Source organism: Streptomyces sp. NPDC088194, from assembly GCF_040702025.1.
GTDB lineage: Bacteria > Actinomycetota > Actinomycetes > Streptomycetales > Streptomycetaceae > Actinacidiphila.
In genome coordinates this window covers 1-21,177 of record NZ_JBFBIV010000043.1, presented here as the reverse complement: position 1 = coordinate 21,177, position 21,177 = coordinate 1, and the positions used below count along the sequence as shown (strand labels likewise).

17 protein-coding genes and 1 pseudogene are annotated in these 21,177 nt (G+C 72.6%); 7 read left to right on the top strand and 11 right to left on the bottom strand.

Going from position 1 to position 21,177, the window contains the following annotated elements:
- The first annotated feature begins 1,024 nt into the window (after window positions 1–1,024).
- Complete coding sequence (locus AB0399_RS23300; protein ID WP_366412641.1) at window positions 1,025–1,450, top strand: Ohr family peroxiredoxin; 426 nt, start codon at window positions 1,025–1,027, stop codon at window positions 1,448–1,450.
- 1,058 nt (window positions 1,451–2,508) lie between these two features.
- On the opposite strand, the gene AB0399_RS23295 is transcribed toward AB0399_RS23300, so the two are convergent.
- Entirely contained in the window at window positions 2,509–3,084 is a 576-nt protein-coding gene (locus AB0399_RS23295; protein WP_366412640.1) for a hypothetical protein, read from the bottom strand.
- A 388-nt stretch (window positions 3,085–3,472) separates the two neighbouring features.
- Here AB0399_RS23295 and AB0399_RS23290 point away from each other — a divergent pair, with 388 nt between their 5' ends.
- A complete protein-coding gene (locus AB0399_RS23290) occupies window positions 3,473–3,784 on the top strand; it encodes a sigma factor-like helix-turn-helix DNA-binding protein (protein WP_366412639.1) in 312 nt (103 codons plus the stop codon).
- Between the two features lie 172 nt (window positions 3,785–3,956).
- Here the strand turns inward: AB0399_RS23290 and AB0399_RS23285 are convergent.
- From AB0399_RS23285 to AB0399_RS23275, 3 genes and pseudogenes are all read right to left on the bottom strand, one after another.
- Window positions 3,957–4,112 (bottom strand): annotated as a pseudogene (locus AB0399_RS23285) (GMC oxidoreductase); the annotation flags it as partial.
- Window positions 4,040–4,306, bottom strand: a complete 267-nt coding sequence (locus tag AB0399_RS23280; protein WP_366412688.1) for a GMC oxidoreductase — start codon at window positions 4,304–4,306, stop codon at window positions 4,040–4,042. The gene AB0399_RS23280 and the pseudogene AB0399_RS23285, both read right to left, overlap by 73 nt.
- A 204-nt stretch (window positions 4,307–4,510) precedes the next feature.
- Window positions 4,511–5,431 (bottom strand): class I SAM-dependent methyltransferase, encoded by a 921-nt coding sequence (locus AB0399_RS23275; RefSeq protein ID WP_366412638.1) that lies wholly within the window; start codon window positions 5,429–5,431, stop codon window positions 4,511–4,513.
- 784 nt (window positions 5,432–6,215) lie between these two features.
- Between AB0399_RS23275 and AB0399_RS23270 the strand changes: the two genes are divergently transcribed.
- Entirely contained in the window at window positions 6,216–7,847 is a 1,632-nt protein-coding gene (locus tag AB0399_RS23270; RefSeq protein ID WP_366412637.1) for a tannase/feruloyl esterase family alpha/beta hydrolase, read from the top strand.
- A gap of 44 nt (window positions 7,848–7,891) precedes the next feature.
- Window positions 7,892–8,482: a DUF308 domain-containing protein gene (locus AB0399_RS23265; RefSeq protein WP_366412636.1), complete on the top strand. Its 591-nt coding sequence runs from the start codon at window positions 7,892–7,894 to the stop codon at window positions 8,480–8,482.
- Between the two features lie 555 nt (window positions 8,483–9,037).
- Here AB0399_RS23265 and AB0399_RS23260 read toward each other — a convergent pair.
- Window positions 9,038–9,982 (bottom strand): alpha/beta hydrolase, encoded by a 945-nt coding sequence (locus AB0399_RS23260; RefSeq protein ID WP_366412635.1) that lies wholly within the window; start codon window positions 9,980–9,982, stop codon window positions 9,038–9,040.
- A gap of 122 nt (window positions 9,983–10,104) precedes the next feature.
- The gene (locus tag AB0399_RS23255; RefSeq protein ID WP_366412634.1) at window positions 10,105–11,070 is read right to left on the bottom strand and encodes a sigma-70 family RNA polymerase sigma factor; all 966 of its coding nucleotides are present in this window, start codon (window positions 11,068–11,070) and stop codon (window positions 10,105–10,107) included.
- A gap of 514 nt (window positions 11,071–11,584) precedes the next feature.
- On the opposite strand from AB0399_RS23255, the gene AB0399_RS23250 reads away from it, so the two are divergent.
- The gene (locus AB0399_RS23250; RefSeq protein ID WP_366412687.1) at window positions 11,585–14,329 is read left to right on the top strand and encodes an AAA family ATPase; all 2,745 of its coding nucleotides are present in this window, start codon (window positions 11,585–11,587) and stop codon (window positions 14,327–14,329) included.
- A gap of 81 nt (window positions 14,330–14,410) precedes the next feature.
- On the opposite strand, the gene AB0399_RS23245 is transcribed toward AB0399_RS23250, so the two are convergent.
- On the bottom strand, window positions 14,411–15,217 hold the full coding sequence (locus AB0399_RS23245; protein ID WP_366412633.1) for an alpha/beta hydrolase: 807 nt from the start codon (window positions 15,215–15,217) through the stop codon (window positions 14,411–14,413).
- Window positions 15,218–15,592: 375 nt separating this feature from the next.
- Here AB0399_RS23245 and AB0399_RS23240 point away from each other — a divergent pair, with 375 nt between their 5' ends.
- Window positions 15,593–16,237 (top strand): peptide deformylase, encoded by a 645-nt coding sequence (locus tag AB0399_RS23240; RefSeq protein ID WP_366412632.1) that lies wholly within the window; start codon window positions 15,593–15,595, stop codon window positions 16,235–16,237.
- Between the two features lie 175 nt (window positions 16,238–16,412).
- Here the strand turns inward: AB0399_RS23240 and AB0399_RS23235 are convergent, their stop codons facing one another.
- From AB0399_RS23235 to AB0399_RS23225, 3 genes are all read right to left on the bottom strand, one after another.
- Window positions 16,413–17,501: an alpha/beta hydrolase gene (locus AB0399_RS23235; RefSeq protein WP_366412631.1), complete on the bottom strand. Its 1,089-nt coding sequence runs from the start codon at window positions 17,499–17,501 to the stop codon at window positions 16,413–16,415.
- A 311-nt stretch (window positions 17,502–17,812) separates the two neighbouring features.
- Entirely contained in the window at window positions 17,813–18,121 is a 309-nt protein-coding gene (locus AB0399_RS23230) for a hypothetical protein (protein WP_366412630.1), read from the bottom strand.
- Window positions 18,118–18,723 (bottom strand): SigE family RNA polymerase sigma factor, encoded by a 606-nt coding sequence (locus AB0399_RS23225; RefSeq protein ID WP_329361141.1) that lies wholly within the window; start codon window positions 18,721–18,723, stop codon window positions 18,118–18,120. The genes AB0399_RS23230 and AB0399_RS23225 overlap by 4 nt, the downstream gene beginning before the upstream one ends.
- Before the next feature lie 400 nt (window positions 18,724–19,123).
- Here AB0399_RS23225 and AB0399_RS23220 point away from each other — a divergent pair, with 400 nt between their 5' ends.
- Window positions 19,124–20,404, top strand: a complete 1,281-nt coding sequence (locus AB0399_RS23220) for an alpha/beta hydrolase (RefSeq protein ID WP_366412629.1) — start codon at window positions 19,124–19,126, stop codon at window positions 20,402–20,404.
- On the opposite strand, the gene AB0399_RS23215 is transcribed toward AB0399_RS23220, so the two are convergent.
- Window positions 20,382–21,095 carry a hypothetical protein gene (locus tag AB0399_RS23215; protein ID WP_366412628.1) on the bottom strand — a complete coding sequence of 238 codons (714 nt, stop codon included), beginning with the start codon at window positions 21,093–21,095 and terminating at the stop codon, window positions 20,382–20,384. The genes AB0399_RS23220 and AB0399_RS23215 overlap by 23 nt on opposite strands.
- Window positions 21,096–21,177 lie beyond the last annotated feature (82 nt).

The following is a 21,177-nucleotide window of genomic DNA, read 5'->3' as shown; positions in this document are numbered from 1 at the left end:
TGCCCCCGTCCCGTGGCTTCTGGCAGGCACGCTCGCTTCGTTGTCGGGCTTGGTCCGAGGAGGCTCCCTACGAGGACGACCCTCCGCCTTGCGATCGGGGGGCACCCTGCCGCGCCGAAGGCTGTGGGGAGCGCCAGACGCCACGGGCCCCGCCCTTCGGGCGGACGGCGCTACGTCCACAACACGGCCCAGGTCCACGGCGAGGCGAAGGTCATAGTGCGCTGCTCGATCCTCGGCACGGTACGGGCTCGGCGGACGCCGAACCCGCACTGGGCCCCCGAAACGGTCGGCGTTGCTCGCCCTGCTGCTGCGGGCCCCGGGCGCCCTCTCCCTGCGGGAGGCGGTCGGCCTGCTCCGGGGCATCGAGCTGCCGCGGACGGCGTCCCGTACCTGAACAACGCCGTGGCACATGTGCGGGTGGTTCACGTGTCGAGCTGGCATCGGCCATCGGACGTGTGAACGGACGCAGCCGTGAAGCCATCGTCACTGTCTTGACGAGTGATGGATGACCGTGGAATCACCCGGGAACTGCACGGGAGACGCTACCCGGAACCGGGCTCACAACCCGCACATATCTCCGATCGAACAGAGACACCCTTCTCCGCCGCCCATCCGGGACCCGGGCAACTCGCCCTTCTCCCGGTGCCGTTGCATTGTGACGCCCGCACCGGCCGGCGCATTCTCCACATGTTCGCCCGACGCTGAGAACGCCTCGGCGCGTCCCCCCGCACCTGCGATGCCGACGCCGATGCCGCCGGTGCGCGGCCGGAGAGGCGGGAAGACGATGTCTCCCCGGCTCCCCGGCGACGTGCAGGGTCCCGACCGGGCCGGCGGCGCACGCCGACGCGGGTGCCTGGAGGGATCTCGTGAACCTGGCATGCGTCACTGGCTTGACCGGTGACGCATCGGAATGGCACAGTGAGATCACCGCTTGAGCAGACGATGAAAAGCGCTGGTCGGCCACGATGGTCGGTTTCTGCCCGCACGGACAACTCACACACACATCACGGGATGGGGAAAGATCATGACCGTCACCTACACCGCGCGCGTCAACGTCACCGGCGAGGGGCGCAACGGCGGCACGGTTCGCTCCGACGACGGGCTGATCGACACGACCCTGGCCTTCCCCAAGGAACCCGGTGGAGCCGGCGGCGCCACCAATCCCGAGCAGCTGTTCGCGGCGGGTTGGGGGGCCTGCTTCCTCGGTGCGCTGCGTCGGGTGGCGGCCCAGCGGAAGATCCGGCTGACCAGCACCGCCATCACCGCCGAGGTCACCCTCACCGACGGTGACGACGGCGAGTTCAGCCTCTCCGCCGTCCTTACCCCCGTCCTCGGCGGCGTCGACCAGAGCACCGCGGAGGAACTCGCCGCGGCGGCCGAGCAGACCTGCCCGTACTCCAAGGCGACCCGCAACAACATCCCCGTCACGATCAACGCCCTCGCTGTCTGATGGCCACCCAGGGCTCCGCGTGGCCACCCGGCGCGTCACCTGCGCGCCGTCCCACCCCGCGCCGTGATCCCGTCCCGGGGGAGGCCGTGCCCGCCCAGGCACCGACACCGGTAACGGCACCGGGGGAGTGGACCGGCCGGGACGCTCTCCGGGCCGGAGCCCGTGACCGGCCGTGGAGACGGCTGTCCTCCCGCCGCCTCGATCCGGTCCTCACTCCGGGCGACCGCGCTTCCGGCGGATGGCCGGCTCCGGAGCTGGTCCGGTCCTGGGCCGAGACGGCGATGATGTCGGGTTACGGTCCGACCGCGGACAGCTTCCTTCGCGGGCCGCACTGCCCGTGGCACCCCAGCGACTTCCTCACCGCTCCCGCCGTGAACTCCGGGCCGCCTGCCCACATGTGAAGGTCGCAGACTCCCGTGGTCCCGGCATCGGGCTGCGGGGAAGGCGCCGTCCGGTTATCCACTCCCGGCCGGACGGCACCAGGACCGGTCCGCCCGCGTGGCGAGCCGGACCTGACCGGACGGGGACATCCCTTCTCCGTCCGACCGTCGGAAGAGCCATGGCTGGAGCTTTCCGACACGGCCCTGCCCTTCGTGTCCGGGGCAGGGCCTCCTCCCGTCGCGTGCCGCGGGCGTGCCGCGGGCGGGGCAGAGGGGGCACCGACGAGGACGCCGCGCGTCCTCGTCCGCTTCGTCGGCGTCGGCCTGCGGACCCTACCTCGGCACGGGCCGTGCAGCTTGAGGCCGGCCCACACCGTTGTCATCGCGCTGGCACCGCGGGGAGAACCCACCTCCCGGGAGGAACCGCGGCGACTCGCCACATGGGTGAGCCACCACCGTGCGACGGGTCATCGGGGCCGGCGGCCCAGGGCAGGAACTGAGGCGTGAGGGAGCGAGGCGACTGTGGTGACACGTGTGTGCATCGGCACGTGTTCTCCGCTCACGCGGTCGCACCTGGGGAGCCCCGCAGGCTGCACACCCGCGGCACCACGCCCGCACCGGGCGCGGGTACGGCTCCGCACGGATCGCCAGCCGATCCGGGGTCCGGCACCGGCCTGATCAGCTCTTCGCTGCCGCCGGCCGCGCGGACGGAACGAGGGAGTACTTCACCGACCGTTGCTGCCGGTGCCGGCGGATGCGCCCCTTGGCGACCAGCGACTCCAGCGTGTTTCGCACCACCTGGGGCGTCGGCGCCCGGTCCGGATGTTTCTCCATCAGCTCTTCCCGCAGCTCTTTCGCCAGGCGCGGCTCGTCATGGGAATCGAGCAGCTGCATCAGCAGATCACCGAGCAGCGGCTGTCGCGCCTTCTTGCCGGCTGGAGCCCCGGCGACGCGGCTGCGCGAGGCACCGGAACCGGCGGCCCGCCCGCCTGCTCCCGGGTTTGCGGTGCGGGTCGCGGACGACCGGGCAGGGGAGAGCGTCCGCTCGTCCTGTGCCTGCTCGGGCAGCGGAGACGGCTCCTCGGAGGGGGCGCGCTCGGCAAGGCTCAGAATGTCGACGAGCAGGGCCTCCTCCTGCTGAAGCACCCTGAACTTCTCGGTCAGTTCCTGCTGCTGTCGACGGATTTCTTCCAGATCCGACGCGGCCTGCTCGACGTACCGCGACCGGAGCGTGGCGGTTGACTGGCTGGTCACAACCGTTCACTCCCTTGAGGTTATTGATGCTGCGCATGCTACCCACCTCCGCGGCCCCACTCCGCGGGCGTGCGACGGCGCGTGTCCGGTAGGTGCTTCGTCCCGCACATCCATCATTCCCCGCACGTGGGACGGCGGCAATTGTGTGTATTCCGCCGCGCAGAGCACGGATGCGGCGGACACCCCGATTCCCTGGGTGCCGTCGGCAGTACCGGTGTGGCGACACACCTGGTGAGCAGGGTGTCCACGACCGGAGACCCGGTGCGGTGACGGGGACCGAGTCCCTGGCCGTGGCGACGGCGAGTGTCCTCCCTGTGTCACCGCCCGCGCCGCGGTGACACAGGAGCAGCATCCTTCCGGCACTCGGGCCTGTCATGGTGCGGGAGCCGTGACGCAGCACCTGGTCAGCGGCTGGGTGCGCAGGCCGCACGCTCGCAGGGAGGTGGTGGTGGGCGTCATCTACATCGACGCGGTGTGGGGGAGGGACGAGACGGCCGCTGTGCAGGACGCCATGATCGTCAGGCCCCTGCTCCAGCGACTGTCACCGGAGCACCGGGCGGTGCTGGTCCACATCTACCCTTGCGACCACACCATCCAGGCGACCGCCGGCATCCTCGGCGTGCCCACGGGAACGGCGAAGTCCCGGCGGCACAACGCCCTGAGGAAGCCGCGCCGCGTCGTGACGGCCGAGATCGCCTGAGCCGGCCCGCACATGTGTCCGCGCCGACCCCGACGCGTCGGCGGTCACCTCTGCGCCGGCCGGTACCTCTGCGCCGGCCGGCACGTCGCGTCTGTCGGCCAAGCAGGTCGGCGGCGCGCTCGGCGATCGCGTAGACGGTGGCGTCGGTGCTGTTGGAGGGGATGACGGGGATGACGGAGGCGTCGGCGACGCGCAGTCCGTCGACGCCGTGCACCCGCAGTGCGGAGTCGATGACCGAGACCTCGTTGTATCCCGTCATGCAGGTGCCGACCGGGTGGCAGTACGAGCCGAAGTGCCTGCGGGCGTGGTCGGCGATCGACTCGTCCATGGTGGCGGGTCCAGGACCGGCCTCCTCGACCCCCACTCGGCCGGCGCCGATGACCGTGCGATCTCGCGGACCGTCGTGATCCCGGACAGCACCGCCCGGACGTCCTCCTCGGCGAAGCAGCGGGGATCGATCGCCGGCGGCGCGTAGGGGTCCGCCGAACTGATCCTGAGGGAGCCGCGGCTGGCTGGCCGCATCAGGGAGACCTCGATGGTGAAGCCGATCCGTCCCTGGGCGACCGGGTCGGGGAGAGGGATGCCGATGAAGATGATCTGCACGTCCGGCCCGTCTGGGCTCGACGCAGGTCGTTCGCGGGGCCGACACCCGAGCGCGGGAGGATCAGCGCGGACCCGATGCTTGACGTCAGGGGCGGAAGACCAGGGCGACGAGGTGGGGTGCGTTCACCGCCGTCCCGCGTTGCCGCGCGGACTCGGTGGTGCGGTGGCGAAGACCCAGCGGTTCGCGGCGAGGGTGTCGTCCGCTTCCGGTACGGGGCCGCGGCCGTGGCGCCGGCTGAACTCGAAAGGGGTGTGCGCGGTCGTCGACCATCCGCGGGCCGCAAGTTCTGCGGCGGAGTCCGGTCGTGGCTCGGCGTTGAACAGCGCGGACAGGTCGACACCGATCCGCTCGCGTGCCGCGGTGTGGAGGGGGTACTCATGGGCCGCGGCCGGCAGCAGGCCCTGCTTCACCTCGTAGCCGAGGGCGCTCCCCGCGGCGCTGTGCGCGGCGATGGTGCCGATCAGCTTCTGCTCCGCGACCGGCGGCAGATACGGCAGCAGCCCCTCGGCCGCCCAGCCGGTCGGCCGCGCGGGATCGAAACCCGCCGCGCACAGCGCCGCGATCCAGTCCCCGCGCAAGTCCACGGCCAGGGGGACACGTTCGGCCGCTGATGTGGCGTCCAGCCGGTCGAGGACCCTCTGCTTGAAGGCCATGACTCCCTCCTGGTCGACCTCGAAGACCGTGCAGCCGGCCGGCCAGGGCAACCGGTAGGCGCGGGAGTCGAGTCCGGCACCCAGGATGACGATCTGACGGGCACCGGCCGTCGCCTGGGCCAGCAGGAAGTCGTCGAACACCCGGGTACGCAGTCCGAAGAAGCGGGCCAGCCGGCCCCACAGCGGATCGGCGTCCCCCCCGGGCACCTGGTCAGGATGTACGGGCCAGCCGGCGGCGGCCGGAGCAGCCCGGACGAAGTGCTCCGCGAACCCGTCCCGGGCCAGCGCGTCGGGACGGCCGGCCTCGATGGCCCGCGCGGCCGCGACCATCAGGGCGGTACGCCCGACGGCTTCGCTCACATCGGCGCCCCGCGGGGCGGCGTCGGTCATGTCTTCTCCCTCTCCTGCCTTCGGCGCCGGTGAAGTGGCCGACGTGCACCCCGGCCCCACAGCCGACGTCGAGAAACGTATCAAATCAGCGTGGAGGCCACCAGAGGCAGTCTGACCTGCACAGATCGGCAGGAGATGGCGGCGGGACCGCTTGCCGGGGCGCCCGCACGTGTAAGAGCGGCACACACGTGTTTCCGTGGAAGCGGACCTTGCCGAAGGTGGCGGCGACCCTGCTGCCGCACGGCGACCTCCCCGCCACGACGACCTGCGATGGGCATCGTGACTGCCTTCTCGAGGGGGAGCCGGTCCGGTGCGGCGAGGTCCCTTCGGGCCACGTCACACGTGCCGGGACATACCACGGGAGCGCCCGTCTCCCGTCGTGTCCCATGGTGGCAACCCCTCGAATCAGGGGCCTCCGCCACCGCCCGGCGGACCGTCGGATGACCCAACACGTCCTTCACCGAGCGCAGTTCTGGTCCCTCGGTGCCGTCAGTCACTTGACTGTTGTCGCGGCAGGCGGGGCCGACCAGAGTGGGCGCCGGGCCGGGATCTGCCCTACCCCTTCGATCACCCGAAGGCGCGCCCGCTCTTTTATCACCGGCTTGACCGGTGATACGGTGCGGTCGAAGACTTCGGGGAGCCGAGGCACCCCGGGGCGCACGCCCAGGTCACATGGCACATGTGTGCAGTGTGTCCGCGGTGGCCCGTTGACTCAGCACTCCCTTTGCCTCGTGCACATGTGTTCGTGCGGCCATGTGCACACCTATTCCTTGGAGAGAAGCACATGAAACGACTCCTGACGGTCCTCGCGGCCGGCGTGCCCCTGGCCGCGGCGGTGGTGTACCTGCCGAGCGCGGCGGCCGAGCCACATCACACCACCGCCACCCTCGCCCCCTCCGCCTTCACCTGCTCGGCGCCGTCCGTGAAGGCGCCGTCGGGCACCAAGGTGGAGTCCGTGACGGCGGTCGCCGAGGCGGGCGGCACCATCCAGGGGACCGGAGTCCTGGGTGGATCGGTCACCGGCGTCCCCGCCTACTGCGACGTGACCGTCACCCTCACCCACCCGGGCGACGGCGACCACGCCAAGGTGCGGACCTGGCTGCCTGCCAGCGGCTGGAACGGCCGCTTCCAGGGCCTGGGCGGCAGCGCCTACCTGGCCGGCGACAACGGGGTCGGCCTGGGCAACGCGGTCAAGAGCGGCTATGCGGCCGTCAGCACCGACGCCGGCGTCGGGGACGCCCTCGACACCAGTTGGGCCCTGAACAGCAACGGCCAGGTCAACACCGCGCTGCTGAAGAACTTCGCCTCCCGCTCACAGCACGAGGCCGCGGTCGTCGGCAAGGAGGTCGTGGCCGGGATCTACGGCAAGGGCCCGGCCTACTCCTACTTCACCGGCTGCTCCACCGGCGGGCGCGAGGGCTACATGGAGGCCCAGAGCCACCCCGGCGACTACAACGGCATCCTCGCGGACGCTCCCGCCGTGAACTGGGACGAGTTCGAGGTCGCCACCCTGTGGCCGCAGGTGGTCATGAACAACGAGAAGACCTACCCGACCACCTGCGAGTTCGACGCCTTCACCTCCGCCGCCGTCAAGGCCTGCGATCCGCTCGACGGGGTCAGGGACGGCCTGATCGAGGACCCGAACCGCTGCGACTTCGATCCCCGCGAACTGGTCGGGGCCAAGGTCGAGTGCGACGGCAAGGAGCTGACCATCACCGCGGCCGACGCCACCGTGGTCCGCAAGATCTGGGACGGCCCGCGCACCCCGTCGGGCAAGAAGCTGTGGCCCGGCGTTCCGGTCGGTGCCGACCTGTCAGGTCTGGCGGGCACCACCGCGCCGGACGCCGACGGCAACGTCGCCGGATCGCCCTTCCAGGTGCCCGCCGACTGGGTCAAGCTCTGGGTGGCGAAGGACCCGTCCCTCGACATCTCGAAGATCACCTACAGCCGGTTCACACAGCTGTTCCAGCAGTCCGAGGCTGAGTACGACAAGGTCATCGGGACGGACGACCCCGATCTGTCGGGGTTCCGCAAGGCCGGCGGAAAGCTTCTGACCTGGCACGGCGAGTCCGACCAGTACATCCCCACCCAGGGCACGGTCGACTACCGCCGGCAGGTGGTGCAGGCGGTGGGTGGCTCCCAGAAGGTCGACGACTTCTACCGGCTCTTCCTCGCCCCGGGCACCAGCCACTGCGGTCTCGACGGCATCGACGGCTCGACCGACGGCCTCGCCGCGCTGACCTCCTGGGTCGAGCACGGCAAGGCACCGCAGACCCTGCCCGCCACCTTGACCGATGCCTCCGGTCAGAGCGTCACCCGCGACCTGTGCAGCTACCCGCGGATCTCCCACTACAACGGCCACGGGGACCCGGCCGTCGCCTCCAGCTTCCGCTGCGTCTCCCCGTCCCGGCACTGACCCGGCCGAAGACGGCCCCGAAACCTGAGAAAGGCCGAACCATCATGAGCACTCAGCCATCGACGCGGCCGGACCCGGCGGCGGAGGACGGGCGTTCCTCCCTGCTGAGGCTGTACCTCGGCCGCGGCGTCCTGGCCCTGGTGTGGGCCCTGGCGTTCGCCGGAGCCCATGAGCACATCGACGCCCTGGCGGTCACGCTGCTGGTCGTCTACCCGTTGATCGACGCGGTGTCCTCGCTGGTCGACCACCGTGCCCTGCCCGACGGGTCCGAGCGCCGGGTGACGGCGTTCAACGGGGCGCTGAGCACACTAGCCGCCATCGGGATCGGCATCGCCGGGGCCGGCGGCGTCGCACCGGTGCTCCACGTGTTCGGTGCCTGGGCGGTCGTCTCCGGCGCGGCCCAGGTGGCCGTCGCGCTGCGGCGTCGCAGTCCCGAACTGGGCAAGCAGTGGCCGATGTTGATCGCCGGCGGCCTGTCCTTCGTCGTCGGCGTCTTCTACAACGTCCAGGCCGCGGGCGACAACCCGTCGCTGAGCGTGCTGTCCGTCTACGCCACGGGCGGCGGCGTGTTCTTCGTCGCCCAGGCCGTCCTGCTCGGCTGGAAGACCCGCCAGTTGCGCGTCAAGACCGCCTGACCGCCTGCCCCCGGAAACGTCCCGGCCCGTGCCCGACCGCGCGGGCCGGGACTTCTTCGCGCCCCGCCGGTCCGGCTGCCCGCCCGGCACCGGCGAGTGCGCGGGGACAAGCCGGCGCGGCGGTGGGGAGTGCTGCCTGAGCCGGCGTGGGGAGCAGGACCCGCGGGCGCCGCGCCGGCCGGACCGAGCGCGACGAAGTTCGGGCGACCCGCGGAACCGAAATCCCACGACGCCGGCCCGTTCCGCCCCTGCCTCCACGCGAAGCCGGGGGCCCGTTCCGCCTCTGCCTCCGCGCGGAGCCGGCGTGGAGGCAGGAACCCCCTCCACCGCGCCGGGCACGACGCCGACGATCCCGAAGGCCGCCCGGGGCCGCCGCCCCACGGCGCCCCCGGCACATCGGTCAGTTGACGACCAACGCACCGGCCCGGCACGGCCCGTGACGGAATTCGCGGGCGGGCAGGCAGGCCCGCCTGCCCGCCTGACTGCCGCGACGGAAAGCCCCCGCGGACCCGCCTGATACGAGCGCGTCGAAGGGGGCGGCCCGTGTGACCCGAGTCAGCGTGCCGCCGGCTCCGCACCGGTCCGCAGCACGAAGCGGCGCACCCCCTCCGCGAAGCGTCCGGGCTCCTCCAGGTGCCCCATATGACCGCTGTTCTCCAGCACCAGCAGGCGCGAGTCGGGGATCAGTTCATCGAGTTCCCGCGCCCAGCGGACTCCGCAGATCACGTCATGCCGGCCGACGACCACCAGCGCGGGGACGGTCAGTCCCTTCAGCGCGACCCGGTCGTCGACCACATCGGGTGCGAGGTCCTCGTCCAGCCCGGAGATGTACGTGGCCCGCACGGCGTTCCGGAACGGGGCCAGCCGTTCCTCCTCGCCCCAGTAGTCGGCGAAGTAGGAGGGCAGTACGCCCCGGGCCACCGCCGTGGTCTGCTCGTCGGTGGACATGGCGGGCATGGCGGCGAACGCGGCCAGCACCCCCGGCAGCCCCGGATGGTCGGCGTGCCGCGCGGCGAACGCCTCGACCATGCGGGCCGCCTCCGCGCCGTGCTCCGGACCCGTGACCGGCGCACCCTCGTACAGCACCACGCCCGCGACGCGTTCGGGGCGGTGCATGGCGTGGTAGGCGGCCACGAAAGCGCCGTGCGAATGTCCCAGCAGGTGCACCTCGGGCACGCCGAGCCGGTTGACCAGCACCTCAAGGAAGCTGCTGTACCGCTCCCGGGTGTACCCGTGCGGGTGCGTGGGCAGCCGGCTGTCCCGGGCGGTGCCGACGGGCTCGACGTACACCATGGTCAGGTGCTCCTCAAGGGCGGGCATGCGCAGGTACTCCCAGTCGATGCCCGGGCCGCCGGAGTGGACCACGCACACCGGGCCGTTGCCGTGGACGTGGTAGCGCTGGACCACCCCGCCCAGCGTGTAGGCGTGGGTACCGGGGGAGAGGGGGCCGGTGCCGGACGCCGGGGTGTCGTCGGGGTGGGAGGGAAAACGGTCGCTCATCGCGGTCTCCGTACGGTGAAAGGTGCCACTGACACCGACATGACGGAGTGGGGACCGCGGAGTTCGACCGCCGGGGTGTGATCTGGGTCACGTCGCCAGGGGCCGGGCCCGCGGGGCGGGCCTCAGGCCGCGCCGGGCAGTGGCCCGGTCCGCGGGCGCGTCGCGTGGTGGAGGGAGACCCGCTCGAAGCGGCCCGCCGCCACCGTCATGATCCAGGCGACCCCGGGCGGGCAGTGGTCCGGGTCGTCCGGCGGGCTGAGGAGTTCCATCTCCCACACCACCAGGGAGCGGCCGGCCGCCACATGCAGGGGGCGCTGGTGCACGCCCGCCGAGAGGTCGAGGTCCATGCCCGCCAGCAGCAGCTCGGCGCCGCCCAGCCGCCTCCCCCCGGCCAGCAGGGAGACATCACGGGAGTAGCGGTCCTTGACCACCCGGCCGAACTCGCCGCGTTCGGCGGCGGCGAGCGTGTCCCGGGCTTCCTGCCAACTCGCCTGCGTACGGCGCAGCGTGTCGCTGTGCGCCCCGGCCGCGGTGGCGGTCAGGGCACGCGCCAGGGCGCTGCGCGCCTGGTTCAGCCGGCTGCGCACGGTGCCGACCGGAATCGCGCAGGCCCCGGCTATCTGCTGGTAGGAGGTGATCCCGGTGGAGAAGTAGCGCAGGACCACCGGAAGGCGCAGGGTCGGCGTCAGCGTCTCGACGGCTTCCCACACCCAGTCCCGCAACGCGTGGTCGTGCAGGACCTGTTCGGGTGTGCCGAGGTCCGGAGGCAGCGGCACCTGCGCGACCGGCTCGACCCTTCGGGCTGTCCGCAGCAGGGTCCGGCAGCCATTGCGCACGACCATCCGCAACCACGGTCCCACGGCATCCGGATCGCGGACGTCCACGATGCGCCGCAGCGCCGCGAGTGCCGCGTCCTGCATGACGTCCTCCACGTCCGGGCCCGGCCCCAGCAGGCTGACCGCCACGGCCCGCATCCCGGGCCGGTGCCGTTCCAGCAGGAGGGCCAGGGCCGACACGTCGCCCGCCTGCGCGGCGCGGGTCAAGGCCGCGTCCAGCGCCGGCCCGGTGTCCTGCGGCGTTCCGTTCATACCCCGTCCCTGACCGCGACATCTTTGCTGAACCCTCACCCGCCCGGTCCGGGCGGAAGGCGGCGCCCGGTGACCCCTGCTGCCCGCACCGTCCCGCACCGTCCTGGGCGCCGCCCCGCACCGTCCCGCGCCCAGTGTGACACGTGTCTCGGAGCAGAAGACACATGGGCACGAGACCGGCGTCACTTGTCGGTCATACTGGTGGCGCGGATGCCGCCGCCCTCCAGTCTGCCCTCCGCGGGGGAGTGGAAGGCACAGCGCCGCGTTGCGAGCACAGCCGCTCCTCCCCGGGCCGGGAAACACGTAGGAGGGCCCATGGCGGGCGCGGCTTCCAGAACACGCCCCCGACCAGCCCGTAGAGGCGCTCGACGGAAATGGACGACACCGCCGCGGCGAAGAGGTACGGCAACGTACCCCTGGACCTTGCGCGTTCCGTTGCGTACCAGCGCGGCAGCGTTCCGGTCTGGCGTGTCCAGGGGTGAAGGGAGTGGGGGCGGTGGGATCGATCGGGGCGATGCTCGGCCGAGCGGCCGAACGGGAGGTGCTGTCGGAGTTCACGGCGGCCTCCAGCGGGCGCGTGCTCGTGCTGCGGGGCGACGCGGGCGTGGGCAAGAGCGCTCTGCTGGACCACGCGGCCGAACTCGCGGCGGAGCAGGGCCACCGCGTGATCCGGGCGGCCGGCGTCGAGGCCGAGTCGGAGCTGCCGTTCGCCGGCCTGCACCAGTTCCTGTATCCGCTGCTGCCCTCCATCGACCAGCTGGACCAGGCCCAGCAGAGGGTCTTCGACGTCGTCTTCGGCAGGGGCGGGAGCACGCCGCCGTCCGTCATGACGCTCGGCATTGCCGTCCTGGACCTCCTGTCCCTCGCCGCGTCGCACGAGCCCCTCCTGCTGGTGCTCGACGACGGCCAGTGGCTCGATGCCTCCAGCACCGAGGTGTGCGGTTTCGTGGGACGCCGGCTGACCGGCAGTGCGGTGAAGTTCCTCGTCGGCCTGCGCGCCGGCGTGCCCTCGGGCTTCGACACGGCCGCACTGCCCGAACTGCCGGTGGCGGCGCTGCCGGAGGCGGCCGCCGAGGAACTCCTGGACACCCGCCACGTCGGGCTGGAGCCCCGGGTCCGCCGGCTGGTCCTGGACGAGGCCAGAGGGAACCCGCTGGCGCTGCTGGAACTGCCGCCGCATGTCTCCGCTGCCCGGGCCGAGCGAGCCGGCGGAAACATATCCGGCTACACCGGCATACCTCTGCCCCAGCGCCTGCACCAGGTGTACGGGGCGCGCATCGAGTCCCTCGACGCGCCCGTGCGCGCGGAGTTGCTGTGCGGCGCGCTGGACGGCGTCGGCGCGGGCACGGCCGCCGACCGCACCCGCGGTACGCGCTACCGGATGAGGGACGCCGACGAGGCCGCGGCCCGCGGCCTGCTGAACGTCGACCCGCTCAGCGGGGACTTCGTCTTCCGCCACCCCCTGGTGCGCTCGACGGTCGTGCAGATGGCCACCCCCAACCAGCGGCGCGCGGCCCACGCCCTGCTCGCGGACCTGCACCGCGAGGACCTGGAACGCCGGGCCACCCACCTGGCGGCCTCGACGATCGACCCGGACGAACAGGTCGCGGCCACCCTGGAGGCGGCCGCGGACTCCGCCACCCTGCGCGGCGGCGCGCTGGCCGCCGTGGGCTGGCTGACCCGGGCCGCGGAACTCAGCGAGAGCTCCGAGGAACGGCACAGGAGGCTGGGAAACGCGGCCTACATCGCCGGCCACTCCGGCCAGTTGGAGCACGCGCAGCAACTGGCCGGCACCGGTGGCCGCACTGGCGCGAACGATTCCCCGGCCTCGGCACTCGCGGCCGGCTATGCGGCACTCTTCGGGGACGGGGACGTACGGTCCACGCAGCGCCAGGTCTGCGCGGCGGTCGAGAGCATGCACGACGCCGGGCTGCGGGCGCCGGACGAGGTGTTCACACGCCTGGTCGACCTGCTGCTGGTCGTCAACCAGTACGCCGGCGACGAAGCCGCCTGGGAGCGGACCCACCGGATACTGGGCGACGTGGGCCACCTGGTGCCCCCGCTCACCCGCATCTACGAGGACGCCTGGGGCGATGTGGTGCGGCGCGGCGCCGGCCTGCACGAGCGGGTGGAACGCGCCTTCGCCGACCCCCAAGGCCTGGAGCCGTGGGACGTCACCCGTCTGTGTGTCGCCGCGTACCACGTGGACACCCTCAGCCGGTACCGGCCGCACCTGCAGCGCACCGTGGACCGCGAGGTCGAGACGGGGGCCGTGGCCGACGCCATGACCATGCTGAACCTGATCATGCTCGACCAGATCGCGGTCGGTGAGTGGGCCGAGGCCGAGCGCACCGGGCAGCGCTGCCTGGAGCTGACCACGACCCACCAGCACTCCCTGTTCGTCCACCACACCCAGGCGTACCTGGGCCTGCTCGCCGCTCTGCGCGGAGATGTCGAACGCGCCCGGGAACTGCAGGCCCTGGTCGATGCCTGGGCACGCCCCCGCGGCGTCGGCTTCCTCGCCCAGATCGCCGACGCCACCGGCACCGCCGCCGCCCTCAGCGAAGGCGACTACGAGTCCGCCTACCTCCACGCCATCGGCCTCACACCCCCCGGCACCTTCACCCCGTACGCCCACCAGGCATCCCGTGGCCTCCTCGACCTCGTGGAAGCGGCCCTGCACACCGGTCGCTCCGAACGGGCCCGCGCCCACGCGCTCGCGGCACGCGACGCCAACCTGCCCGACATCTCCCCCCGCCTCGCCCTGATCACGTACGGCGCCCTCGCCATGACCGCCGAGGACCCCGCCGAGGCCGACGCCATGTACGACCGCGCCGAAACCCATCCGGCCGCCGCGATGTTCCCCTTCGAGCACGCGCGCATCCGCCTCGCCCACGGCATCCGCCTGCGCCACACCCAGGGCCGCAAGGCCGCACGGCCCGCCCTGACCCTGGCCGCGGAGACCTTCGAACGGCTCGGCGCACCCCCCTGGGCGGAGCGGGCCCGGGCGGAACTCCGGGCCACCGGTACGGCCGGGCCCTCCTCCTCGGCGCCCGTGGCGGCACTGACATGGCAGGAGCAGCGGATCGCCGACCTGGCCGCAAGGGGCCTGACCAACAAGGAGATCGGCGAGCGCATGCACCTGTCGCCGCGCACGGTCAGCTCCCATCTGTACCGGGTGTTCCCCAAACTCGGCATCACCTCGCGTGCCGCCCTGCGCGACGCGCTGGGCAGGTTCCCCAGCGACCAGAACGTGTGACCCGAGGCAGGGCGAGCGTCCTTCCGCGAACAGGTGCCCTGCGCCGGCTCCGCAGCCACCACCACGTCGGTCACGGTGCGCTCAGCCCTGCGCGGGACGGGGCCGGATGCCGCGTTCGTGGAGCCAGCCGAGCACGTAGTCGGCGACGAAGCGCCATCCGCTGTCGATGGTCAGCGAGTGGGCGCGGTCCGCGAACTGCTTCAGGTCGGTCAGCGCGGTGGAGTCGCCGTACCGCAGGTAGGCCGCGCGGGTCACGACGTCGGGCACCAGCAGGTCCTCCTGCCCGGAGACCAGCAGCAGCGGCCCGCGCCGCGCGTTGGCGACGTCCACCACCGCACGGGAGCTGCGCGCCGTGCCCGCGCACCCGAGGTCGGCGAGAAGCCGCCTCGGGGCCGGCACCACGTACCGATCGAAGAGTGCGTCGGACTCCCGCGCCCCCGCGGTGTTGGCGAAGACCTGATGGAACCCTCGCGCGGACAGTGACACCAGCCGGTGGTCGCCGTCCGCGCCGTCAGGGGTCCACCACCGGTCCGGGGTGGCGGGCAGCGGGACGTCGTCGACCGGGGCGGGGGCGATCGCCACCGCGGCTCGGCCCAGGCCGGCACCGAGGAGGTGCTGGGCGACGAGCCCGCCGACCGAGTGGCCGATGATGACCGGCGGGACGTCCAACGACCGCATGAACCGGGCGTAGTGGTCCGTCAGCGCGTCCAGACCGAAGTCGCCGAACTCTTCGCTGTCCCGGCGCACGTCCCGGAGTTCCGGTTGCTCCCCCGGCCAGCCGGGGGCGAAGGCGAGGAACCCCCGGCTGGTGAAGCGCTCCACCCACGACTCCCAGGCGAGCGTGTGCAGCCACGCGCCGTGGATGAAGACGACGGGAGTGCGGTCCACGGTTGGGTTCCTCCGAGCATGCCGATCACCCGGCACCGGTACAGGGGCGACCGCTTCAGCATCGTTCAGGCAGCACGACGGCGGCCAGAGTCGAATGACTGAAGGTTCGCGTCGGAAGGCAGCGGGACCGGGCGGCCTCCGCACACGCCGCCGACCGGGGGCGGAGCAGGTCGAGGAGGGGTGCTGGGAACTTCGTACGTCAGATGACTGAGGTCCGGGGGTGTGCGGCCGGCCAGGCGGGCACCGTTGCGCACGGGCCCGCGCTCGCGGGCAGTTGTGCACGCGACGCGCTCGTACGGTCTGCCCGCGCGCGGACCGTGCCCCGTCGCGCGCCCCCGGCACACCCGGGCCCGCCCGGCTGGCATGCTGACCCGCATGACTGCTTCCGCGACACACATGTCCCTGCCCGACCGGGTGGAGGAACTCCTGGCAGCCGGCGGACCGTTGCCCATCGTCGCCGCGGGCGAGGCCGTCCTGCGCGGCGTCGCCGAGCCGTACGACGGCCAGCTCGACGACGCGCAGCTCGACCGGTTCGTGGCCGCGCTGCGCGAGACGATGCACGCCGCCCCGGGCGTCGGACTGGCCGCGACGCAGGTCGGCATCCCGTTGAGCATCGCGGTGGTGGAAGATCCGGCGCCGGGCTCGCCGGAGGCGCTGGAGGCGCGCGAACGCACCCCGCTGCCCTTCCGGGTGCTGGTCAATCCCGCCTACGAACCCGAGGGCGACGCCCGAGCCGCGTTCTTCGAGGGCTGTCTGAGCGTGCCCGGGTGGCAGGCGGTGGTGGCCCGGCACCGGCGCGTGCGGTTGCGGGCACAGGACGAGCACGGCCGGTCCGTTGACGAGGTGTTCAGCGGCTGGCCGGCACGTATCGTGCAGCACGAGACCGACCACCTCGGCGGCGTCCTCTACCTCGACTCGGCCTTGTCGCGGTCGCTGTCCACCAACGAGGCCGTGGCCGAGCACTGGTCGCAGCCCACCCCCGAGGCGGCCGCCCGGGCGCTGGGTTTCGAGCTGCCGTGACGCCACGGACCGCCCCGACGGGCGACGACCCCGGGAGGGGCGGCGTCGCCCGTCGGGGCGGTGGTGGGGGCCGTCGTACCGGCTCCGCCTCAGCGGTCCGGCAGCGCTGCCCACGGGTCCGGCACGATGACGTCGGCCGGCGGCTGCGCGCGGGGACGGCCGTCGCGGGTGGGAGTCAGAGGTGGTCGGCGTCGACGACGGCCTGGGCGAACACGGTCGGCGCCTCCTGCGGGAGGTTGTGGCCGATGTTCTGGATCGTGCGGTGGTCGTACGCGCCGGTGAAGTACGTCCGGTAGTTCGCGCCGTCGCCGGCCGGGGTGAAGGGATCGAGCGCCGGGTCGAGGGTGATGGTGGGGACGCCGATCTTGGGAGCGGCGGCCAGCAGCTTCTCGTAGCGGACGTAGCGCGGGTCGGTCTCCACCAGCCCGATACGCCAGCGGTAGTTGAACAGCACGGTGGCGGCGTAGTCGGGGTTGGTGAACGCCTGCGCGGTGCGCTCGAAGGTGGCGTCGTCGAAGTTCCAGTTGGGGGAGACGATCTGCCACACCAGGCGGCACAGGGCCTTGCACTCGTCGGCGTTCTCCATGGCCTGCTTGCCGCGGTCAGTCGAGAAGTACCACTGGTACCACCAGTTGTGCTCGACGGCCGCCGCGGCCGGGGTCTTCTGCGCCTCGACGTCGGTGATGACGTAGCCGCTGGTGGACACCAGCGCCTTGACCCGCTCCGGCCACAGGGCGGAGATGATGTCGGCGGTGCGCGAACCCCAGTCGAAGCCGGCGAGTACGGCCCGGTCGATGCGCAGGGCGTCCATGAACGCGATGATGTCCAGCGCCACCGCGGACTGCTCCGCGGTGCGCGGCGTCCGGGGGGACAGGAACGTGGTGCTGCCGTGGCCACGCAGGTAGGGGACGAGCACCCGGTAGCCGAGCCGGGACAGCGCCGGGGCGACGTCGACGAAGCTGTGGATGTCGTAGGGCCAGCCGTGCAGCAGCAGGACCACCGGGCCGTGCGACGGGCCGAGTTCCGCGTAGCCGACGTCCAGCAGGCCCGCCTTGACCTGCTTGACGGCGGGGAAGGCGGTGTGGGTGTCGGGGACGACCGGGGGCACGGTGGAGGCGGGGATGCCCGTGCCCTTCGTGCTGCTGCCGCGCTGGGCGGCCGCACTGCTGCCGGCGGCATTCGCGGTGCCCAGACCGGTCATGGCCATGGCCGCCGCGCCGGTGCCCACGCCGAAGGCCTTGCCGAAGGTACGCCTGTCGATCATGTGAAAACCCTCTGTGTCCCGTGTGTATCGGTGGCCGGCCCGCGCAGCAGGCGACCTTGTGCAAAGCGTCCGCCTCCGCCCGGCCGTGTGCTCCGACCGCCGCGCCGCGAGGCCGACGGTTCATCACTGTCGCCTCTGGCGTGGCCATCCACATCAGTCAGTTGACGGTGAGTCGCGCGCGGCGGGAGCGAGCCGGAGCGGACACCGTCCGCGGCAGCCGGGCCCGGCCGGTCCCCGCCCCGTACCGGCCCGAGGCCGGGGCGCCCGACCGGGGCCCGCGACCCTCGGGCCCGGCTGCGACTTGGGCTGCTCTACGGTGCGACAGGTCGGGGCGCCTCGTCCGGCGGGGGCCACGCGGGTGAAGACGGCGCGCTGCTGCTCGGGCCGGCCGGTGGGGAGGTGTCGGCGGGAGCCGACGGGGCGCCGTGCGGGAGGAGCCGTGGCAGCACGAGGAGGACGGCCGTCACCGCCGCGGCCAGGAGGACCACCGCGGCCCTGCGCAGCCCGGGATGGGCGACCCTCCGTGTGCGGGTCGACGGCCGGAAGGTCGGGCGGAGCGCGGTGACCTGGTCGGCCCGGGCGTGCAGTGCGGCGCGAAGACGGTCCTCGACGGCGGTCACGACATCTCCTTGAGTCTTCCGGCCAGAGCCGTGAGCGCTCGGCTCGCCGTGGACTTCACCGCGCCCTGGGACAGGCCCAGGGTCGCCGCGATGTCCGCTTCGGACAGGTTCGACCAGTACCTGAGGACGAGGACCTCCCGCTGGCGCACGGTGAGCAACCTCAGCGCCCGCAGCACCTCTTGGTGCTCCTCCCTGAGGAGCACCTCCTCCTCCGGCGGCGGTGCGGGCATGACGCGCGGGGGGATGTAGGCGCGCACCGTGCGCCTCCTGCGCAGCACGTCCCGGGAGGTGTTGACCACGCTGCGCCGTATGTAGGCCTCGGGGTCGGCGAGGTCGTCGAGCGTGTCGCCGTGACGTCGGTACACGGCCGCGAAGGCTTCCTGGACGACGTCCTCGGCCGTGGGGATGTCGTCGACCAGGAGGACGGCCAGGCGCACGAGTTCGAGCCTGCGGTGACGGTACAGCGCGTCGATCTCCTCCGCCGCCGTGCCGGACGGCCGGCTCCTGAGGTCCGACCTGTCGCGGTCCTGGGAGAGCCGGGCCAGCAGCCATCGCCACGGGGTACGGCGGAAAGCACCTTCCCAGGCGGGGACGGCAGCCATCAACACCCTGTTCCCGCGGGCGGGATGGCGACGTCCTGGCGCCGTGAGGGCCGGCTGCCGTCCGGTCGGCGGCGCCATGGGGACGTCGGAGTACTGGCGTGGACGGTTTCCCCGCGGGTCATTTCTGTCATGTGCGTCAATCCGTAGCGTATCGGGCGGTTCAGGGCTTCCAGGGAGTGCCCTCCACTGGGAAGGACGTCTGGGGCACCGGCAGGTTGCAGTCCCGCGCGCGATCCTTACGCGCGTCCGTGCACGCGTGCGTGCGTGACGCCGCGGCGCACCCCGCCCGTCTCCCGCCTGCGGGACTTCGATCGTCGTGACCCGCAACCTCGGCCGGGCCCGCACGTCTGTCAGGGAGTAGCGGGAGGTTCCACCCCGCTGCGGACCTGAGGGAGAAACGATGAAACGACACCAACGCAGGCGGACTTCGGCTCGCGCGCTGGGCCTGTCGGCGGCGGTGCTGTCCGCCGCGGCGGCAGCCTTCACGTACGCGCCCGCGGCCGGCGCCGCGGCACCGCACGACGCGACGGGGCTGAGCGCGGCGCATGTCTCCGGCGCCGTCAGGACGGTCCGCTACGACCTGGGCAACGAGGCCTGGCACCTGCCACAGACCGGTGAACCGGTCGAGCTGGCCGGGGTGGTGCACTACCCCGCCGATCTGGGCAGGGGGCAGCACCCGCTGATCGTGATGCTGCACGGCTGGCACGAGACCTGCGCCGACCGGGCGGCGGACGCCGCGCGCACCGCCGCCGAGAGCAGTGGGGACGACGCCGCGTACGAGGCCGCCAGCGCCAAGCTGTTCGCCTGGCCGTGTGCGGCGGGCACACCCGCCCTGCCCAGCGATGCCGGATACGACTACCTGGGCCGCAGCCTGGCCGCCCAGGGGTTCGTCGTGGTGTCGATCGGCGCCAACGGCGTCAACGCCTCCTCCGTGTGGGGCGATGACAATGCCGCCGCGCGTTCGGATCTCGTCAACCAGCACCTGCGCCTGTGGCAGGAGCTCAGCTCCAAGGGCGGGGGTGCGCTCGCGGGCGCGTTCGTCGACCCGGCCACCGGAGCGCGGCGGGACGTCGGCTTCGCCCACCACGTGGACATGGGCGACGTGGGGATCATGGGGCATTCCCGGGCCGGGGCGGGGGTCACCTGGCTGGCGGCCGACAGCCACCGGGGGCAGTGGCCCAAGGGCGTCGACGTCAGGGCGGTGGCGGCGGTGGCGCCCGCCTACAACGTGATGACGGAGGACATGTCCGCCTACACGATCACCAAGACCCCCTTCGCCGTCCTCCGGGGGACCTGCGACGGACAGGTCGGCGGCGAGGCGTTCGCGTTCGCGGCCGACGCGGCCAAGGAAGACCGGGGCGGCTTCTACCGATTCGCGATCCACGGGGCGAACCACAACTACTTCAACACGCAGTGGTCGCCGCGGAGCGGTCAGGTGGCCGCCTCCGACGACGCGACGCCGGTGGAGGGGCACCCCGGGCAGTGCACCGACCGTGAGGATGCCGCGCCGGCCAGGGAGCTGACCGAGGCGCAGCAGCGCCGCGTCGCCGTCACGTACCTCGGCGCCTTCTTCGACCGCTACCTCCTCGGCGACACCCGTCAGGACCAGGTCCTGACGGGGGCGCGGCACCCCGACGCGGCCATCACGCAGGTGGACGTCACCACCGCCGGCCTCTCCTGACCGCCGCGGGCCCCTCACACCGCGTTGCCGACAACGCGAGAACCCCGGGAACGCCGGGAACACCTCGGTGAGCGCGCTGGACGCGATCGGCCGGGCGCATCGCGGGAACCAGGGTCGGTCGTTCGGATCTGCGTGGCCGTGGAGATCCGACCGACCGACCCTGGACCGTGGGAAGCAGCCGTTCGAGGTACCGGAGGATCTCCGTCCCTTCCGGGTCGACAGCACGCAGCCCCACGTACCCGTCAGGCCGGACGACGAACAGGGTGTCGTCCTCGTCGACGCCGTGGTCGGTCCCGGGCGCCAGAACGGTGAAGGGCCGCAGACCATGGGGCCCGCGTCGGGCCACCGCGTCGACGACCTCGGCGCTGCGGTTCCCGAGAGCCACCAGGCTCACATGGGTGCCCCGGAACAGGTCGAAAATCCGGACGGCGGTACGGTCCGGTGCCTGGAGCAGCGCGTCGGGGGCGCGCTCGCCCGCCTGGACGAGGGCCCGGGTCCGCCGGCCGGAGCCGTTCGGGGAGCCGGAAGCAGGCCCCGCGGCGGCGTCCACGATACGGACGCGCACCTCCCGGCGTGCCGGCTCGACGGCGGCGACCAGCCCGACAGGGCCGGCGCCCACCACGGGCACGTCGTCGGCGCGGCACGCCCCGGGTCCGCTGCCCGGCTCGCCGGCCGGCTTGTTCAGCACCATCGCTGGACCCCTCGCCTGAATGATGGCCGTGCCTCAGTCCTGGCTTTCGAGGCATCGGGCCGGCCGGCCGCGGCGCCGGCTT

Coding starts and splice junctions, on each gene's coding strand:
- AB0399_RS23255 (WP_366412634.1), bottom strand. CDS start 11,070: ATGAACGGAACGCCGCAGGACACCGGGCCGGCGCTGGACGCGGCCTTG.
- AB0399_RS23225 (WP_329361141.1), bottom strand. CDS start 18,723: ATGGCTGCCGTCCCCGCCTGGGAAGGTGCTTTCCGCCGTACCCCGTGG.
- AB0399_RS23240 (WP_366412632.1), top strand. CDS start 15,593: ATGACTGCTTCCGCGACACACATGTCCCTGCCCGACCGGGTGGAGGAA.
- AB0399_RS23280 (WP_366412688.1), bottom strand. CDS start 4,306: ATGCGGCCAGCCAGCCGCGGCTCCCTCAGGATCAGTTCGGCGGACCCC.
- AB0399_RS23250 (WP_366412687.1), top strand. CDS start 11,585: ATGCTCGGCCGAGCGGCCGAACGGGAGGTGCTGTCGGAGTTCACGGCG.
- AB0399_RS23300 (WP_366412641.1), top strand. CDS start 1,025: ATGACCGTCACCTACACCGCGCGCGTCAACGTCACCGGCGAGGGGCGC.
- AB0399_RS23215 (WP_366412628.1), bottom strand. CDS start 21,095: ATGGTGCTGAACAAGCCGGCCGGCGAGCCGGGCAGCGGACCCGGGGCG.
- AB0399_RS23220 (WP_366412629.1), top strand. CDS start 19,124: ATGAAACGACACCAACGCAGGCGGACTTCGGCTCGCGCGCTGGGCCTG.
- AB0399_RS23235 (WP_366412631.1), bottom strand. CDS start 17,501: ATGATCGACAGGCGTACCTTCGGCAAGGCCTTCGGCGTGGGCACCGGC.
- AB0399_RS23275 (WP_366412638.1), bottom strand. CDS start 5,431: ATGACCGACGCCGCCCCGCGGGGCGCCGATGTGAGCGAAGCCGTCGGG.
- AB0399_RS23265 (WP_366412636.1), top strand. CDS start 7,892: ATGAGCACTCAGCCATCGACGCGGCCGGACCCGGCGGCGGAGGACGGG.
- AB0399_RS23260 (WP_366412635.1), bottom strand. CDS start 9,982: ATGAGCGACCGTTTTCCCTCCCACCCCGACGACACCCCGGCGTCCGGC.
- AB0399_RS23270 (WP_366412637.1), top strand. CDS start 6,216: ATGAAACGACTCCTGACGGTCCTCGCGGCCGGCGTGCCCCTGGCCGCG.